This window comes from Pelagimonas sp. (genome assembly GCF_050633425.1).
Taxonomy (GTDB): Bacteria; Pseudomonadota; Alphaproteobacteria; order Rhodobacterales; family Rhodobacteraceae; genus Pelagimonas.
This window is the reverse complement of record NZ_JBOEGM010000026.1, coordinates 73,306-89,074: the sequence shown is the minus strand read 5'-3', so window position 1 is coordinate 89,074 and position 15,769 is coordinate 73,306. Positions and strand designations below refer to the sequence as shown.

At 54.7% G+C, this 15,769-nt stretch carries 13 protein-coding genes; 3 read left to right on the top strand and 10 right to left on the bottom strand.

Translation table 11 applies throughout. From position 1 onward, the window contains the following. Positions 1–52 precede the first annotated feature (52 nt). The 5 genes from ACRBB0_RS21465 to ACRBB0_RS21445 form a co-directional block, all read right to left on the bottom strand. Positions 53–1,093: an ABC transporter ATP-binding protein gene (locus ACRBB0_RS21465; RefSeq protein ID WP_431376518.1), complete on the bottom strand. Its 1,041-nt coding sequence runs from the start codon at positions 1,091–1,093 to the stop codon at positions 53–55. Beyond that, positions 1,090–2,082 carry an ABC transporter ATP-binding protein gene (locus tag ACRBB0_RS21460; RefSeq protein ID WP_431376517.1) on the bottom strand — a complete coding sequence of 331 codons (993 nt, stop codon included), beginning with the start codon at positions 2,080–2,082 and terminating at the stop codon, positions 1,090–1,092. The genes ACRBB0_RS21465 and ACRBB0_RS21460 overlap by 4 nt, the downstream gene beginning before the upstream one ends. A gap of 5 nt (positions 2,083–2,087) precedes the next feature. Beyond that, on the bottom strand, positions 2,088–3,032 hold the full coding sequence (locus ACRBB0_RS21455) for an ABC transporter permease (protein ID WP_431376516.1): 945 nt from the start codon (positions 3,030–3,032) through the stop codon (positions 2,088–2,090). Further along, complete coding sequence (locus ACRBB0_RS21450; protein WP_431376515.1) at positions 3,029–4,009, bottom strand: ABC transporter permease; 981 nt, start codon at positions 4,007–4,009, stop codon at positions 3,029–3,031. Before ACRBB0_RS21450 ends, ACRBB0_RS21455 begins: the two co-directional genes overlap by 4 nt. 221 nt (positions 4,010–4,230) lie before the next feature. Further along, positions 4,231–5,787, bottom strand: a complete 1,557-nt coding sequence (locus ACRBB0_RS21445) for an ABC transporter substrate-binding protein (protein WP_431376514.1) — start codon at positions 5,785–5,787, stop codon at positions 4,231–4,233. Between the two features lie 466 nt (positions 5,788–6,253). Here ACRBB0_RS21445 and ACRBB0_RS21440 point away from each other — a divergent pair, with 466 nt between their 5' ends. Both ACRBB0_RS21440 and ACRBB0_RS21435 read left to right on the top strand, forming a co-directional pair. Further along, on the top strand, positions 6,254–6,907 hold the full coding sequence (locus tag ACRBB0_RS21440) for a sulfotransferase family 2 domain-containing protein (protein ID WP_431376513.1): 654 nt from the start codon (positions 6,254–6,256) through the stop codon (positions 6,905–6,907). Beyond that, positions 6,883–8,244 (top strand): sulfatase family protein, encoded by a 1,362-nt coding sequence (locus ACRBB0_RS21435; protein WP_431376512.1) that lies wholly within the window; start codon positions 6,883–6,885, stop codon positions 8,242–8,244. Before ACRBB0_RS21440 ends, ACRBB0_RS21435 begins: the two co-directional genes overlap by 25 nt. A 185-nt stretch (positions 8,245–8,429) precedes the next feature. Here the strand turns inward: ACRBB0_RS21435 and ACRBB0_RS21430 are convergent, their stop codons facing one another. Together ACRBB0_RS21430 and ACRBB0_RS21425 are read right to left on the bottom strand one after the other, a co-directional pair. Further along, the gene (locus ACRBB0_RS21430; protein WP_431376511.1) at positions 8,430–9,479 is read right to left on the bottom strand and encodes a TRAP transporter substrate-binding protein; all 1,050 of its coding nucleotides are present in this window, start codon (positions 9,477–9,479) and stop codon (positions 8,430–8,432) included. Between the two features lie 47 nt (positions 9,480–9,526). Next, positions 9,527–10,717 carry a cytochrome P450 gene (locus tag ACRBB0_RS21425; protein WP_431376510.1) on the bottom strand — a complete coding sequence of 397 codons (1,191 nt, stop codon included), beginning with the start codon at positions 10,715–10,717 and terminating at the stop codon, positions 9,527–9,529. A 108-nt stretch (positions 10,718–10,825) separates the two neighbouring features. Here ACRBB0_RS21425 and ACRBB0_RS21420 point away from each other — a divergent pair, with 108 nt between their 5' ends. Further along, positions 10,826–11,722, top strand: coding sequence for a LysR family transcriptional regulator (locus tag ACRBB0_RS21420; protein ID WP_431376509.1), 897 nt, complete (start codon positions 10,826–10,828; stop codon positions 11,720–11,722). A gap of 110 nt (positions 11,723–11,832) precedes the next feature. Here ACRBB0_RS21420 and ACRBB0_RS21415 read toward each other — a convergent pair whose 3' ends face one another. The 3 genes from ACRBB0_RS21415 to ACRBB0_RS21405 all read right to left on the bottom strand — a co-directional run bounded on the left by ACRBB0_RS21415 (position 11,833) and on the right by ACRBB0_RS21405 (position 15,745). Then, complete coding sequence (locus ACRBB0_RS21415) at positions 11,833–12,414, bottom strand: c-type cytochrome (protein ID WP_431376508.1); 582 nt, start codon at positions 12,412–12,414, stop codon at positions 11,833–11,835. Continuing rightward, positions 12,411–13,670: a PQQ-dependent sugar dehydrogenase gene (locus tag ACRBB0_RS21410; RefSeq protein ID WP_431376507.1), complete on the bottom strand. Its 1,260-nt coding sequence runs from the start codon at positions 13,668–13,670 to the stop codon at positions 12,411–12,413. The genes ACRBB0_RS21415 and ACRBB0_RS21410 overlap by 4 nt, the downstream gene beginning before the upstream one ends. 191 nt (positions 13,671–13,861) lie before the next feature. Beyond that, positions 13,862–15,745: a sigma-54-dependent Fis family transcriptional regulator gene (locus ACRBB0_RS21405; RefSeq protein ID WP_431376506.1), complete on the bottom strand. Its 1,884-nt coding sequence runs from the start codon at positions 15,743–15,745 to the stop codon at positions 13,862–13,864. Positions 15,746–15,769: the final 24 nt, after the last annotated feature.

The following is a 15,769-nucleotide window of genomic DNA, read 5'->3' as shown; positions in this document are numbered from 1 at the left end:
TAGGACCTAGCGTGGTGTACCAGGTCCTGTCTTGATCAATGTCAGAAATCACTTAATCCGACAGTCGCCCTTCTTCTACTGCATGACAAGCCACCATCGCGCCATCAGGTTGAGCCAGCGGGCGCGGCTTTTCCGAGAGGCATCGGTTGTCCGCCGAGGCACATCGCGACGCAAACGGGCAGCCGGTGGGCATATTGATCGGGGTCGGAATTTCACCCTTGAGCCGGATATGGTTCGGTTTGTCATCCTTGAGCTGAGGCACGGCCGACAACAACGCCCGCGTATAGGGATGCTTGGGGTTGTTAAACAGCGTCGCCGTATCGGACAATTCGCAAACCGATCCCAGATACAAAACCACAACCCGCGTGCCGAAATGTTGCACAACCGAAAGGTCATGGGTGATGAACAGATAGGTCAGCCCACGCTCTTCTTTGGCCTCTAGCATCAGGTTCAGTACCTGCGCCTGAATGGACACGTCCAGCGCCGAGATGGGTTCATCTGCGATCACAAACTCCGGGTCCACTGTCAGGGCGCGCGCAATAGCGATACGCTGGCGCTGACCACCGGAGAATTCGTGCGGATAGCGGGATGACCATGACGGATCGACACCAACAGATTGCATAACCTCAGCCACTTTGGCGCGCACATCACTGCGTGACAGGCTGGGGCTGTGGTAACGAACCGGCTCCTCCAGCGCTTGTTGAATGGTCATGCGCGGATTCAAAGATGCATAGGGGTTTTGGAAAATCATCTGCATCTTTTTGCGCATACCCATAAGTTCGCGCCACGACTTATTGTCGATCCGGGTGCCATCATAATGGATTTCACCGCCGGATGGATCGAGCAAACCAGCAACCAGCCGCGCCACCGTGGACTTCCCACAGCCTGACTCACCAACCACGCACAAGGCCTCGCCGCGTCTCACATCTAGCGACACGTTGTTGACCGCATGCACAGCGCGCTCTTGGATGGTGAATTTTCCGTTTTTGAAGGTCAGTTTTTCAAGGAAGCCCTTGTCCAGCTCAAACCGTTTCTCAAGGTTCTTTAGCTCAAGGATTGCGTCCTGAGCCGTCTCGTTGGTGAAATCCTTCATGCGCTTTTATCCTCAAGCACGGTGTTGTGCAGCCGGTTCACTTCGTGGCAGGCCACTTCGACATTGGCATAGGACACAATTTCAGGCCGGACACGGCGGCAATTGTCGACGGCATATGGACAACGCGGCGCAAAAGGGCAGCCATCGGGAATGGCCGTCAATCCGGGCATATTGCCGGGGATCTGTTTCAGGCGCTGACCGGGCAATGTTTGCTGCGGCAACGCGTTGATCAAGCCTTGAGTATAAGGGTGCTGCGGGTCGTTGATGATCTCGCGGGTTTTGCCCGCTTCGATGATGCGACCGGCATACATGACCAGCGTGCGTTCGGTCATTTGACTCACGACACCCAGATCGTGGGTGATCAGGATCAGGCCGACCATATTCGACGTACACAGCTCAAGCAGAAGCTCCATAATGTCGGCCTGAATGGTCACATCCAGCGCGGTGGTTGGTTCGTCCGCGATGATCAGTTCCGGCTCAAGCAACAGTGCCATGGCGATAACGATCCGCTGGCGCATCCCACCAGAAAGCTCATGCGGATATTGCCCGAGACGGTCTTCTGGCGAGGGAATGTACACTTCGCGCAGCTTCATGATCGAAATCTGCTCGGCGTCGGCTTTGGACAGCTTGCGATGCGCCTGAAGCGTCTCAACCATCTGTTGGCCAATGGTCAAAACCGGGTTGAGCGTGACCATCGGATCCTGAAAGATCATCGCCATGCGGTTACCACGAATGGGGCGCATCTCTTTGTCGGACAGGCCGGCAATCTCGCGGCCTTCAAAATTGATCGACCCACTGTCGATAAAGCCAGGGCGGCTCAGTAGGTTCATCAACGAAAACCCGGTGATGGATTTACCCGCACCAGATTCCCCAACGATGCCAAGGCGTTCGCCTTTGCCTAGGTCAAAGCTGATCTGATCAAGGGCGGTAACCGTTTGATCGCGCATTGCGAATTTAACGGTCAGGTCACGTACGGAAAGCAAAGACATGCCGCTTATCCTTTGTACAGTTTCGGGTTCAGGACGTCGCGCATCCAATCGCCCAAAAGGTTGATCACCAGCACCAGAACCACCAGCACCACACCGGGAATGGCGGTGATCCACCAGCTCCCGGAAAAGATATAATCGAAGCCCGATGAAATCAGCGAGCCAAGCGAGGGTTGGCTTGGCGGCATGCCAAGACCAAGGAAACTAAGCGAGGCCTCGGAAATGATCGCGTTGGCGACCTGGACGGTCGAGATCACAAAGATTGGCGAAAGCGAGTTGGGCAGGATGTGCCGCACCATGATGCGCAGCGGGCCAAAGCCAAGCACGCGGGCGCTATCGACATATTCTTTCTTTTTCTCGGCCAGCACAGTGGCGCGCACGGTCCGCGCATATTGCGGCCATTCGGCGACACCGATCACCGCGATCAGAAAGAAAACCGCATATTGGTTGAAGGTCTCAGAGCCAAACATCGCCTGCGTCACCGCAAGGAAAATGATTGCCACCATCAGGGTGGAAAACGACAGCTGAATATCCGCCAGACGCATCAACAGACTGTCGAGACGCCCGCCGATGTAACCAGCGATCAGGCCAATAGAGATGCCGAGAAAGGCTTGCAGACCCACCGCACACAACCCGATCAACAACGACAAACGCGTGCCATATAGGATTGTCGACCACAGATCACGGCCCTGATCATCAGTTCCCAGAATAAACTGCGGATCTGCTCCATCCACCCAAACCGGGGGGTATTCGCTGTTCATGATGTCCATGGATGCCGGATCATAGGGATCAAACGGCGCGACAATCGGGGCCAGCAAAGACAAAACCGCAATGACAAGGAAAATCGCCAGAGAGACCACCGCCACCGGATTGCGTCGGAAGCTATAGGCCATGTTGGAATTCCAGATCCGGTCCAAGCGGCTTGGGTCGGCGTTGGTTGTAACAGTGCTCATGCGCCCATCCTCGCCAAGTTTACGGTTGGATTCACAAGCCCATAGATCAAATCGACGATGGTGTTGGTGACCACAAAGATAAAGCCGACAACAATCAGATAGGCCACGATCAGCGGGGTATCGACGCGGTTCACCGCCTCAAGGAACATGAAGCCCATGCCGGGCCATTGAAACACGGTTTCGGTCAGTATGGTGTAGGCCACCATCGTCCCGATCTGGACACCCCCAACGGTGATCACCGGCAATAGCGTGTTTTTCAAAGCATGAACGAAGTAGATACGACCGGGATGAATGCCCTTGGCCTTGGCGTATTTGACATATTCGGATTGCAAAACTTCCATCATCTCGGCCCGGATCAGACGCACAAACAGCGGCAACATGATCGAGGCCAGCGCAATCGAAGGCAGCAAGATATGCGCCCAGCCATCCAGATTGGCAAAGTTGGTGTGCCACGAGCCAAACACATGAACAACATCGCCGCGCCCATAGCTCGGCAGCCATTGCAGTTCGACCGAAAACAAAAAGATCATCAAGATCGCCGTCAGGAAAACCGGGATTGAAATACCGATGATCGACGCCCCCATGATGATCTTGGACGCCACGCTGTTGGGCTTGATCGCGGTGTACACGCCCAGCGGCACCGACAGCCCGACAATAATGATCGTCGCGCCCAGCACCAATTCCAACGTGGCAGGCAGCTTCTTGAGAATGACATCAAGAGCCGGTTCCTTGAAGAAGTAGGATGTGCCCAGATCGCCTTGAATCGCGTTGCCTAAGAACCGGGTGTATTGCTTGAGAAAGCTGTCATTTAACCCAAGCTCATCGCGCAATTCTTGGCGCGTTTCTTCGGACACCGATTGGCCAACCAATTCACGCAGCGGATCGCCGAGATTGTCTTGAATGGCAAAGCCGATCAACGAGATGGCGAGCATCACCGCAATGGCTTGGAAAAGTCGTTTGACGAGGTAGGCGAGCATACCACCACCTTTGCTATGGTTCACTGTTAGCTGGGTACGCGCGGTCCATAGCGCAAAACAAGCGCGGCGTATTCAGGTAATAATGAACGAGGTTTCGGTCAGGGTCAGTGAGCTGCGACCCGCCGGGAAAAGCCAGACGAAAACGCCGGGGCTAAAACGTGGGGTCAAAAGTCGGAGCCAAAACGTCGGGGCGGATATAGGCCCGCCCCGACAAAGGAGCCTTACTCGACCACGAGGTCACCAAAGTAAGGGAAGTTCAGAGCGTTCACAATTTTGCCCGCCTGAACACCAGAGCGTGCGCCCCATGCAAGGTTCTGCCAATGCAGCGGGATAAACGCCGCGTCTTCGTACAGAATGCCTTCGAGCTCTTGCAGCATTGCGGCGCGCTTGGCGGCGTCGGTCTCAGAGTTTGAGTCCATCATCAGCTTGTCCGCGGCGGCGTTGCAATATGCGCCCGAATTGTACTGACCATTGCCGCTATCCGCATCGGGGCAAGCCGACAGGAACTGGTGGAAATTGGCCGAGTCTTCGGTATCTGCGTGCCAACCGATCATCATCATGTCCGCAGCGCGTTCGTCAAACTTGGGCCAGTACTGGGCCTTTGGCATCGTCTGAAGGTCAACTTTGATGTTGATCTTGGAGAGCATGGACGCAACCGCCTGAGCGATCTTGTCGTCGTTCACATAGCGGTTGTTCGGCGCCATCATTGTGATCGAAAACCCATCGGCATAACCGGCTTCGGCCATCAAAGCCTTGGCTTTTTCAACGTCGAAACGCGGTGTCAGGGCTTCGTTATATCCAAGGTAGCCGGCTGGCGACGCCTGCGCACCAACGGTGCCAAAGCCACGCATGATACGATCAACGATCCCGGCGTTGTTCACAGCATAGTCGATCGCCTGACGCACACGGGCATCTTTGAACGCTTCGACACGATCCTGGTTCATCTGGAAAGTGATGATGCGGGTTCCGGCCATGGTGATCAGATCAACGCCATCAGCGTCTTGAACACGCTTAAGATCGGTTGGAGGCACGGGCGCGATGAAATCAACATCGCCAGACAAAAGGGCCGCCACGCGGGTTGGGTCTTCCTTGATCGGGGTCAAAACGATCTTATCCACGTTGCCGGGGCTTGCCGCATCCCAATAACCGTCAAAACGGTCAAACACGACTTTGACGCCCTGCTCACGCTCACTCACAACAAAGGGACCAGTGCCAGACACGTTGCGCGACGCAAAGCTATCGCCGTGCTTGACCAGCTCGGCCTTGTCTTTGCCGTCCTCGGTTTGGCCAGTGTAAAACGCGCTGTCCATTGGGAAGATGTAGGTCGCGGTGTGCAGAACCAGTGGGTAAGGCTCGGATGTTTTGAGGTCAAAGGTCATGTCATCGACCACTTCAACATCTGTAAACAGCGCGAAGATACCCTTGAAATCGGGGCTTTCTTTGAGGCGATCAAACGTCCAATCGACATCATTTGCTGTCAGCGCGTTGCCCGAATGGAACGTCACGCCCGGACGCAGTTTAAAGCGCGTTGTCGTTGCGTCGATCTGTTCCCAGCTTTCGGCCAGACGTGCTTCGAACTGTAGATCCTGTGTCCAGCGCACCAGCGGGTCAAACACCATGTGCGACAGCTGCAATGTGCCGCCGGACAGTTGCTCATGCGGGTCCAGCGATACTGGGTCCGCGTCATAAGCCACCTTAACGGTTGTTTCTGCATGGGCTGCCATGCCGCTCAGCGCGGTCATCGCACCAACCGCAGCAATGCGGATGAATTGATTCATTAGTTTCTCCCTCCGTATCAGAAGCCGCAATTGGCCCCCAAGAACGATGGCAGGAGTCGTAGTGTATGCACGGGGCAATTAACCAATGCTTATTTTGAATTGCCTATGCGCGAGGCGAATGCGCGCGCCATAAACCACTCATGAAAAACAACTTTCTCCCGAGACAGAAGACCATTTTGAGTGAACAGCAGCGCGAGTTTCTTATGGTGCCCCCCTGCCTACGACCGGTCTGTAAGCCAAAAACCAATCACATCCCAGCTCCGCTCTTTTGGAATTTTCCGGCTTTTCCGTCCACGGCGTAGGCGAATTGACATAGAGTTTGGGCGACTTGCCCCTATGTCACTTGCAATGGCCCTAATCGAAATCTACTGTATCACTGGCAGAGCGGGCCAATGATAGCGCCTGAAATTGCTGAAACGACTTGGCACCAATCCAGTAAACTGGCGCATTCATAAGAGCAATATTGATGCTTTCAAAGAGCCGTAACTTCCTTTTCATCCACGTCCCGAAGACAGGTGGAAACTCAATTCAAAGAGTCCTGCTTCCGTTCAGCGATGATCGTATGGTATTGACGGGTCCGCATCACGATGGTGTTGAGCGGTTTGAAATCCGGTCTCCCCGGCTCGACATCCACAAACATTCGACCCTGCAAGATTATCAACAACAACTCACAGTTGACGAATTTGCGAAGCTGTCCAAAGTGACCTGCGTGCGCAATCCGTGGGATCGCTGTGTCTCTTTCTTTTTCTCTCCCCACCGGGGGGAGGTTGAGTGGACACCAAAGCGCTTCGAGACCTTTATCCGCGAAACAGTTCAACCCCACGCTTATTTCCTGTCATTGCCCGGACAATCGGATGACCCGTTTGATAACCTCGATTTCGTCCTGCGGTTTGAGCATTTGGACGACGATTTTGCGGCCCTCTGTGCCCAGCTTGGCATCGGCGATCTAGATTTACCCCAAATCAACGTCTCCCGTCGGTCAGACTATCGTGCATACTATACTGATCAAAGCCTTGTTGACCTCGTTGCCGAGAAGTTTGCCCCTGAAATTGAGCGCTTCGACTATAGGTTCCAACACCCAGAATTCGGACCGACATGCGCCCAAACATTGTCGTCATAAACCCTGATCAAATGCGATGGGACTATGCCTCATGCTATGGGCACCCGTTCATCAACACGCGCAATATTGATCGGCTGGCGGCAATGGGGACGCGGTTCGAATACGCCTTCGCCTCAAGCCCGATGTGCGGCCCGAGCAGAACCAGTTTTTTGACCGGTAAATACCCCAATGAGCACGGCGTGCGTCAATACGGCGGCACCTATAATCAGGCCCGACCAAATGCGCTGCGGATTCTTGGAAATGCAGGATATCTGCGCGGTATTTGGGGCAAGGATCATTGCTTCAAAGGCAATGTGATCGGAAGCCTCTATGACGAAGGCGAAGACATTTGCATCGGCATCATGGGCGGGCATCCGAAATACATCAACGCCTGGGACAGCACCAGTCTTGAGATCGATTCAAAATGGAACCTCACCAAACGGTTGACCGACGCCGGGTTGGACTTCATCCAGCGAAACGCCAAGAAGAAAAAACCGTTCTTTGTTACGTTGAATTACCAAGACCCGCACCCGTTCTTTGCTTGCCCCGAGCCTTACTCCTCGTTGTTTGACCCAGAGCAATTTGACCTGCCGCCGAATTATCGGCAGGCGGCGGTCGACGGCGAAATCAAACGGCTGACAAATTGGCGGATTCACAGCAACGAAATCAACATGCCTCAAGATGAGCTGAAGCGCGCCATGGCGATCTATGCTGGTCAGATCCGCTATGTCGATGATCAGGTCGGGCGGGTGTTGGATCGGTTGCAAGCGCTTGATCTGTTGGACAATACAATCGTCTTGTTTTGGAGTGATCACGGCGAATTCATCGGTGATTTTGGTGTGACACACAAAATTCCGGCCTTTTACGACTGCTTGATGCGGGTGCCACTCATTCTTTGGGATCCGACCGGACGCCTGCCACGTGGGGTGCATCACGACAAAGTTGAGTTAATGGACGGTATGGCAACGGTGCTTGACCTATGTGGGCTGCGTCAGCCACCCGGATCACATGCCCGTTCCGTAGTTGGGGCGTCACCTGGACGGCACGACATCTATGCCGATGCTGGTATGTTGGCCCGACAACCACAGGAGCCGATTCCGGGACTAACACTCAAAGGTGCGATGCCGCCAACCGCTTTTGGGCCCGGCACGATGTTGCGCAACGATGATTGGAAACTCTGTCTCTATGCCGAAGATCAAGGCGAGCTTTTCGACTTGAAGTCAGACCCATATGAGACTGCAAACCGATTTGACGACCCCAGTGTCTCGGCCATCAAGGCAGAGATGATGCAGCGGCTCATGCAACGTATGATGTGTCAGGGGCAAATGCCCGAGGCACTCCCTGAATTGGACATCTGACAGGCGCGTTTTTTTGGGGGGCCATAAGTTGTTCAGCCTCAGCGGCGCGCAAAGTTGCGCCCAGCGCAGGTTTGCCACCACCGAATGGTCTTTACCCGTAAACGCCCCGCAAGCCCATGCGATCAGCTCTCAAACGACACAGTGGGAAGGCGCCGCGAAACGCCTTCACCTTGTTGTCTGGGTATTTACCCGCCGTGCTTCTTGATCAAGCCCTTGGCTCTTTCAATCAGCGCACGGCCGTCGATACCCTTTCCATCCATTTCAGCCACCCATCGGTCGATAACCGGCTGTGCCTTCTCTTTGAATCGCCCGACCTCCTCCGGCGTGAGCTGAATGATATCGTTGCCGGCTTTCTCGGCAATCACGCGACCCGGAGCATCGTTGTCCCACATCACCTGAGCCGCCAGTTCTGACAATTTCTGACCAGATTCAGCATCAATCGCGGCGCGAATGTCGTCTGGAAGGCTATCATATTTGGCTTGGTTCATCACCAAGACAATCGTGGCCGTATATAGCGCTTCATCTCCAACAAATTCGGTATGATGGGTTACCAACTCCGAGAGTTTGATCGCCGGTGTGACCTCCCAAGGGATCACTGTCCCGGACACAACGCCTTTTGACAGGGCCTCAGGAATGGCGGGCAATGGCAATCCGACCGGTGTGGCCCCCAGCTCCTTGAGCATATCATTGATCACTCGGGTGGGACCGCGCAGCTTGAGCCCTTCCATGTCTTCAAGCTTGGTCACACCTGCGGCGGTATGAATAACACCTGGCCCATGAACCCACGCGCCCAGAACTTTGACGCCTTTGTATTCGCTGGCTTGCAGATCGGATTCGACCAGGTCTTGGAAGGCTTTTGACGTGGCGACCGGATTGGTCATCATGAACGGCAATTCGAACACTTCGGTTTGGGGGAACCGGCCGGGCGTATATCCGACCACAGTCATGGTAATGTCTGCGACCCCATCAATGGCCTGATCCATCAGACCCGGAGGTTTGCCGCCAAGGGCCATGGCATCATAATGCTCAATCTTGAGCTTGCCACCGGCGCGCTCCTCAACTGCGGCGGCCCAGGGTTTAAGGATATGCTTTGGCACGGTTGCGGGTGGTGGCAGAAATTGGTGCAAGCGTAATGTGACATCCTGCGCGTGCGCGGTGCTTGGCATGAGGCCAATCGCCACTACAGCGGTTGCCATCGCTGTGGCAGCGGATTTGAGGATAGTACGACGTTTCATAAGGTTCCTCCCTGTTATGCGCGTCTTTAGCTTATTTTCTTTTGTTATCAGTTGATTGTCACCGGCAGACTGAGAGGACCTCGAAAACCAAATCCCCAGAACTTGACCGCTTTGGGGTCTGGCAAACTGATATCGGGGAACCGGTCGAACAGCATCGGAAGCACGATCTGCGCCACCATCCGTCGGGCAATATGGGTGCCCTGACAGAAATGCGGGCCGATCCCAAACGCCTGATGCGGTGCCTTGGGTCGAAAGATATCGAACACCTCAGGCGTGTCATACAGATCTTCGTCGTGACAGGCCGAGGCCTGAGCCGTCATCACCACTTCCCCTTTGGCAATGGCGTGACCACGGATTTCGGTATCTTCCATCACAAGCCGTGAACTGGCTTGAATGGGGGCCACCCAGCGCACGCCCTCTTCAAACGCTGCGGTCCATAGACTTTCGGACTTGCAGGCTTCAAGCTGATCTGGGTTGGTCAGCAATCCATAGAGAATGGTCAACAAAGCATCGCGCGGCTCGTTGATGCCACCGCCAATCGCGATTTTGATGTTCGAATAGATTTGGCTTTTCTCAATTGGGTTTTCAGCGTTGATCATTGCCGACAGCGCAGATTGGTCTGGCTCGGCTTTGACCCGCTCAACGCAAGTGTCGAACAGCGCGTCCATTTCGATGTTGGCTTTGTCGGAAATCTCGTAAAGCTTGGGTGCGTTGCCGAAATTTCCAGCCCCGTCAATCAGCGCCTGCGACCACTGGATCATCTCTTTGTCTGACGCTTCTGGAATGCCTAGAAGATGCGTCAAACACCGCGCTGCAAAGGGGGCTGCCAGCGCAGCAAACAAATCAACCGTCTCGCCGCGCGGAAGCCGCCCAACATAGTCTTCTGCAACTTTTGTATAAATCTCTTGCCAGCAGCCATTGATGTTGCGCGGCGCAAATGCAGGGGCCATGGCATTGCGTTCCCGTTTGTGCTCATCACCGTCTTTGCGCATCAAGGTATGGGCCTGAAACGCACGCGCCATTGGGGTGCGCGGATCATCCGAACTGAACAGTTCCCACTTCTCTTTGACGTGTTTCGTGTCTTCAGCCTTGGTCAGCAGAATTCTGTTAATGCTGGGAACGCGCAAAACCGGTGCTTCTGCCCGCAAGCGTTTGTAGATCACATATGGGTTTTCTGTCAGCTGCGCGATCGTGATCTGATCGTCCACTGGAAGAGCCGGAAAAGTAGTTGAAGTCATGGGTGATCCTAAAAAAGAGGCAGTTTGTAAACGTTAGTTATGGAATGAGTATTGGGCAATCCGATGGATTTGATATACACAATCGAATAATTCGATAGGAGGTGACAGATGCCACTCGATCCACTTGCGTTGGATTTCGCTGCGCTGCGTACTTTGCGTTTGGTGTATGCGCATGGCAGTTTTTCGCGCGCGGCGGAAACGCTTGGTGTGACCCAATCGACGATAAGCTACACGATGACACGGCTGCGCGACGTGTTCCGCGACCCGCTTTTTGTGCGTCAGGGGGCAAGTATGGTTCCGACCGAGCGGTGCAGTGAGATCGCGGCCCAAGCCGGTGAGCTGATTGATCGGTTTGAGGCCTTGACCGCGCAACAAGAGTTTGACCCGGCGGAGGCCGCTGTCGAAATCGGTCTCAGCTGCAACTACTATGAGCGGGTAACAATCCTTCCGCAGGTGACACGTATTTTACGGCGTGAGGCCCCCGGCATTAAGCTCAAAGTCATCTCGTCTTCGGCCCAGGGGAAGCAACAGCTGGTGCGCTCCGAAAGCGACATTTTGATCGGCCCGATCAAGATCGAGGACACAGGGTATTACAAGCGGTCATTGCTGCGCGAAGAATACGCCTGCGTTATGGATCCATCCAACCCGCTTGCGGCGTCCCCCCTCAGTGTCGAGAGCTTCGTCAACGCACCGCAAGTCGTGGTGAATTATGGCGGGACGTTTAGGTCACGATTTTTGGTGGTGATGGAGGCTGCGGGACACGTCCCAAACACTGTTATGGAAGTGCCAAGCCCGGCAAACCTCCCCGATCTGTTAGTGCAAACCGATATGATTGCGACGGTCCCGACACGTATCAGCAAGATGTTCGGGGATGCCGTGGCAACAGTTCCCTGTCCCTTTCCCGCGCAATTCCAAATTGATCTCTATTGGACCGCAAGAACTCACGTGTCGGCCCCGCATATGTGGTTGCGATCAAAAATTGCCGAAGCCGTCAGGGAAATGTGACTGCGACGATGCTGATCTGAATGTGCTGTCAAATTTTGCTGGTTGGCACATGATGCGTTCACAGGGCTGAACACGCCCGGCGGCACCATGATCTGCCAACCAGCGAAGTCTTACTCCACCGCTTCGACACTTAGGTTTGACTGGGCATACCATTGGGCAAAAGCGCGGATTTCCGCGTCATCCAGATCTGCGGCAACATCGGACATGATTTCATGATGCCGCTTGCCAAGGCGAAACGCCTTGAGCTGGGTGTCGATATACATCGCCGTCTCTCCCGCCAGATTTGGCGCATCCTCGATTTCGGCAATGCCCGTGCTGCCATGGCACCCGACACAAGCCTCTGGCGCGTCAGCGGCATTAACCCCCGGTTTCAAAGACGCACTGGCAATGTGTCCGGCATACCATGCCGCGACATCGGCAATGGATTGATCATCCAACCCTGATGCAACAACAGACATCATTTCATGATGTCGTTCGCCGTCGCGAAATGCCGTCAGTTGGCGGATCAAATACTCCGCCGGCTCCCCTCCGATATGCGGTGCAATCGGGAGTTTCGCGAGCCCATCGCTGCCGTGGCATGTCTTGCATTGGCGCGCAACTTTGCGCCCATTTTCCCGGTCACCAACGATGTCTGCCGTGGCGACCTGGGCGAAGAAAACTCCGCCCAAGATCAAGAGTATAGTGGTCTTCATTCCGACCCCTCATAGGAAATCCGATACAACGCCCCGGCCAGATCGTCTGACACCAGCAAAGACCCATCGCGCAGCATCGCAACATCGACAGGACGGCCAAGGTATTCGCCGTTTTCGTCGATCCAACCTTCTGCAAACGGTTCGGTGCTGGCGTTGCCTTCGTCATCAATCATCGTGACCATAACGCGGGCACCAACAGGCGTCGTGCGGTTCCATGATCCATGCTGGGCCGAGAATATCGCGTTCTTATACTTCGCAGGGAACATTTTGCCCGTGTAGAACGACATGCCCAAATCGGCCGCATGCGCCACAGTGTTCACGGCAGGATGCACAACATCTACAGGAACCTCTTCGCCCGCATATTCATTGGTGCGCGTGTCGCCGCCACCAAACCACGGGTGACCAAAGTGCTGACCCGCTTCGGTCTGGTGGTTGATTTCGCCGGGCGGGATATCGTCGCCCATTCCGTCGACCTGATTGTCAGTAAACCACAAATCACCGGTTTCAGGGTGGAAATCATGCCCAACCGAATTGCGCACACCGTATGTATAGACTTCGCGTTCGCTTCCATCGAGGTTCATACGGATGATCCCGCCGATCCCCCATTTGGTGTTGATGTCCAGCTTTTCTTTTGGAGCCACATTGAAGGGTTGGCCGAGCGAAATGTAAATCTTGTTGTCGGGGCCAATTTTGCACACACGCGCGGTGTGGTTGTAGCTTTCCTCAGAGGCAGGGATCAAATCGCCTTTGGCCACAAGGTTGAACGCCGCGACATCGGGGCTTTCATAAAAATATTCCGCTGCGGGGAACAACAAAACCCGGTTCTGTTCAGCGATATACAAGAACCCATCCTTTGAGAAGCACGGGCCATTGGGGATCGAAAAGGTCAGGGATGGCGCAAAGTCTTTGACCTCATCTGCGATGCGATCTTTGTTGCGGTCTGTGACCGACCACACCTTGTCTTTACGGGTGCCAACAAAGGTAACGATACCTTGTGACCCAACCGCAATATGCCGGGCATCGGGAACAACCGCATAGAGTTCGATCTTGAATCCATCCGGCAATGTGACCTGCTCTAGGCTTTTCTTGATCCCATCTGCAAAGACACCCGTTTGTTCGATATAGGTGAAATCTGTGGTGCCGGTGCTTTGAAAATTCGACAGCTTTTCAAGATTATCCGGAACGTCTGCCCCCTGAGCATAGGCAGCCCCAGCGAGCAAGGCTGATACAGCCAGTGTGTTGAAGAGTGTTTTCACGATTTTTCCTCCTGTTACGTGAAATACGTGTTTGGTACGGCCCCGCAAAGCGCAGCCGCATTCCTCCCCCCAAAGGCCATCAGCCCCGAGTGGTTATCTGTCTTGGATCGTTGGAAACAATGGCCGCGCCTAAATCACATCGGGCGGTCCGGTACAGTAAAGGGCTGGTAAAAATATGGGAACAAGACCGGTCATTTGCCCGGACCTGAATGCTTGTAAACCGTGTTGCGTGACATCCCGAGCCTGCGCGCCGCCAAACTGACATTGCCATCGCATTCGCGGACGGTTCGTCGGATGCGGCGGCAATTGGCTTCGCGGATGGTATGCCCGTGGCAGGCCGGACACACATCCGCATATGCGCGCAAATGGGGAAGTAAATCCAACACCTTACCCGCATCTATAACGCCGGATTTATCATGCCGAGCCAGTTGGAAAATCAGGCGACGTAACGAATAAAACGTCAAATGCTCTCCGACCTGACGCATCAGTTGAACAGCGTCATCCGTCAGCCGCGCGTCCCCGGAAAAGTCGCTCAGAATGCGATCTGCGACCGCGTGCAAATCCATCCGGTTGGCCAGGGCTGGCACACAAAAGGAATGCCCCCAAAAGTCATCGAATACAGGTGTCTCAGCGCCCGGATGACATGGGGTATCTGCCTTGCTGCGCTCTGTTACGATTAGCGCCCAACGCCCCCGCGCCGCATCATCGCGTGCCCGTCTATCCAGTTGTGCCATCAAACGTTTGACCACGGGAAGCGCGCGATCGCCCAACCCCTCTATGCCATCAAGGATCAAAGACACATTGCCGGGCATGTCGAGCATCGGGCTGGGCCCGAGATCAAACGCCTGATTGCCACCGTCAATCATTTGCCCATGCAATAGAAAATCAATCGGGTTGTTTTGGGAACTGGAACAATCAATTTCAACATAGCGGTCCTGACCCGCGATTTGCCCATGCACCGCCCGCGCGGTTTCGCTCAGCCCGCTCCCCGAACGCCCGCAAACCCGAACCGGCAAGCGCGCCGCAGCTGTTTCGGCGCTTATTTCGATTTGTTGCTTGAGAAAATCATCAGACGTGACTGGCGGTGCGGTTGCTGCATCGGGCCGCGTCTGCCCCAAGTGCACCGCAGGTAGGCCGACAGTTTGCCGCCGGTTCGGGGCACGGACCCCTGTCAATCGTCCACGGGTCAGGCGGATGCGTACAAACACGCTTGTTCCTTGCCGGTCACGCAGCAACGTGGTTGCACCAGATAGAATGCTATCGAGCTCTCGGTCATATCCGTTTTGAAAGACATCACTGAAACAGGGCGCAGTAAGCGTGGCGATATCTGGTAAAATTTCGCGCGCCATCGCAGTTGCGCCTGTCATTCTCCCGTTTTGGTCAAATGCCAACAATCCGGCGCTTTGGGTTGCCAGATATTCTTCGCGGGGATGGCACAACATAATAAGATCATGCCTGTGGTCTTCGATAAACAGCCGGTTCGAAATATTCTGAGCAGCAAGCCCAACCAGTGTTGCCGTGTGGCGCTCACGGTCGGACACGGGAGATGTCACATCGAGCACCCCGGCCAGGTTGCCATCGCTGCGAAAAATCGGGGCGGCAATGCAAGAGATCAAGCCATTGGCCGAGAAAAAATGTTCAGACCCTGAAACTGTGAACCGCTTGCCATGCTTTGCCACGAGGCCAAGCGCATTTGTGCCACGCAAATCTTCGTCCCAGACCGATCCGGGCACAATGGCCCGCGCTATTTCAGACGTTTCAGCTTCGGCATCCGTAAAAACATCCAGCACAACACCTTCGGAATCCCCAAAAGCGATCAGGTAATTAGGCCCCGCAATTTGGTTCGACAGCAGTTCCATTTCCGGGCGCGCCAGGGTCAAATACCGTTCTTCGCGTTGTTTACGCTGGTAAAATTTTTCAAAGCTCAGGACACAGTCTTGCGGGGTGGTATTTGGGTCAAGCCCCTGGTCCAGGCATCGCTGCCAGCTTTGAGCGATATCCGAATTCAAGACGGACTCCAGAACCATGCCCTGCTCGTTTAATAACGGCCTTGCTAGGTGCATTCCGGTTTCCATACGATCCTCCCCATCGTTAACTCA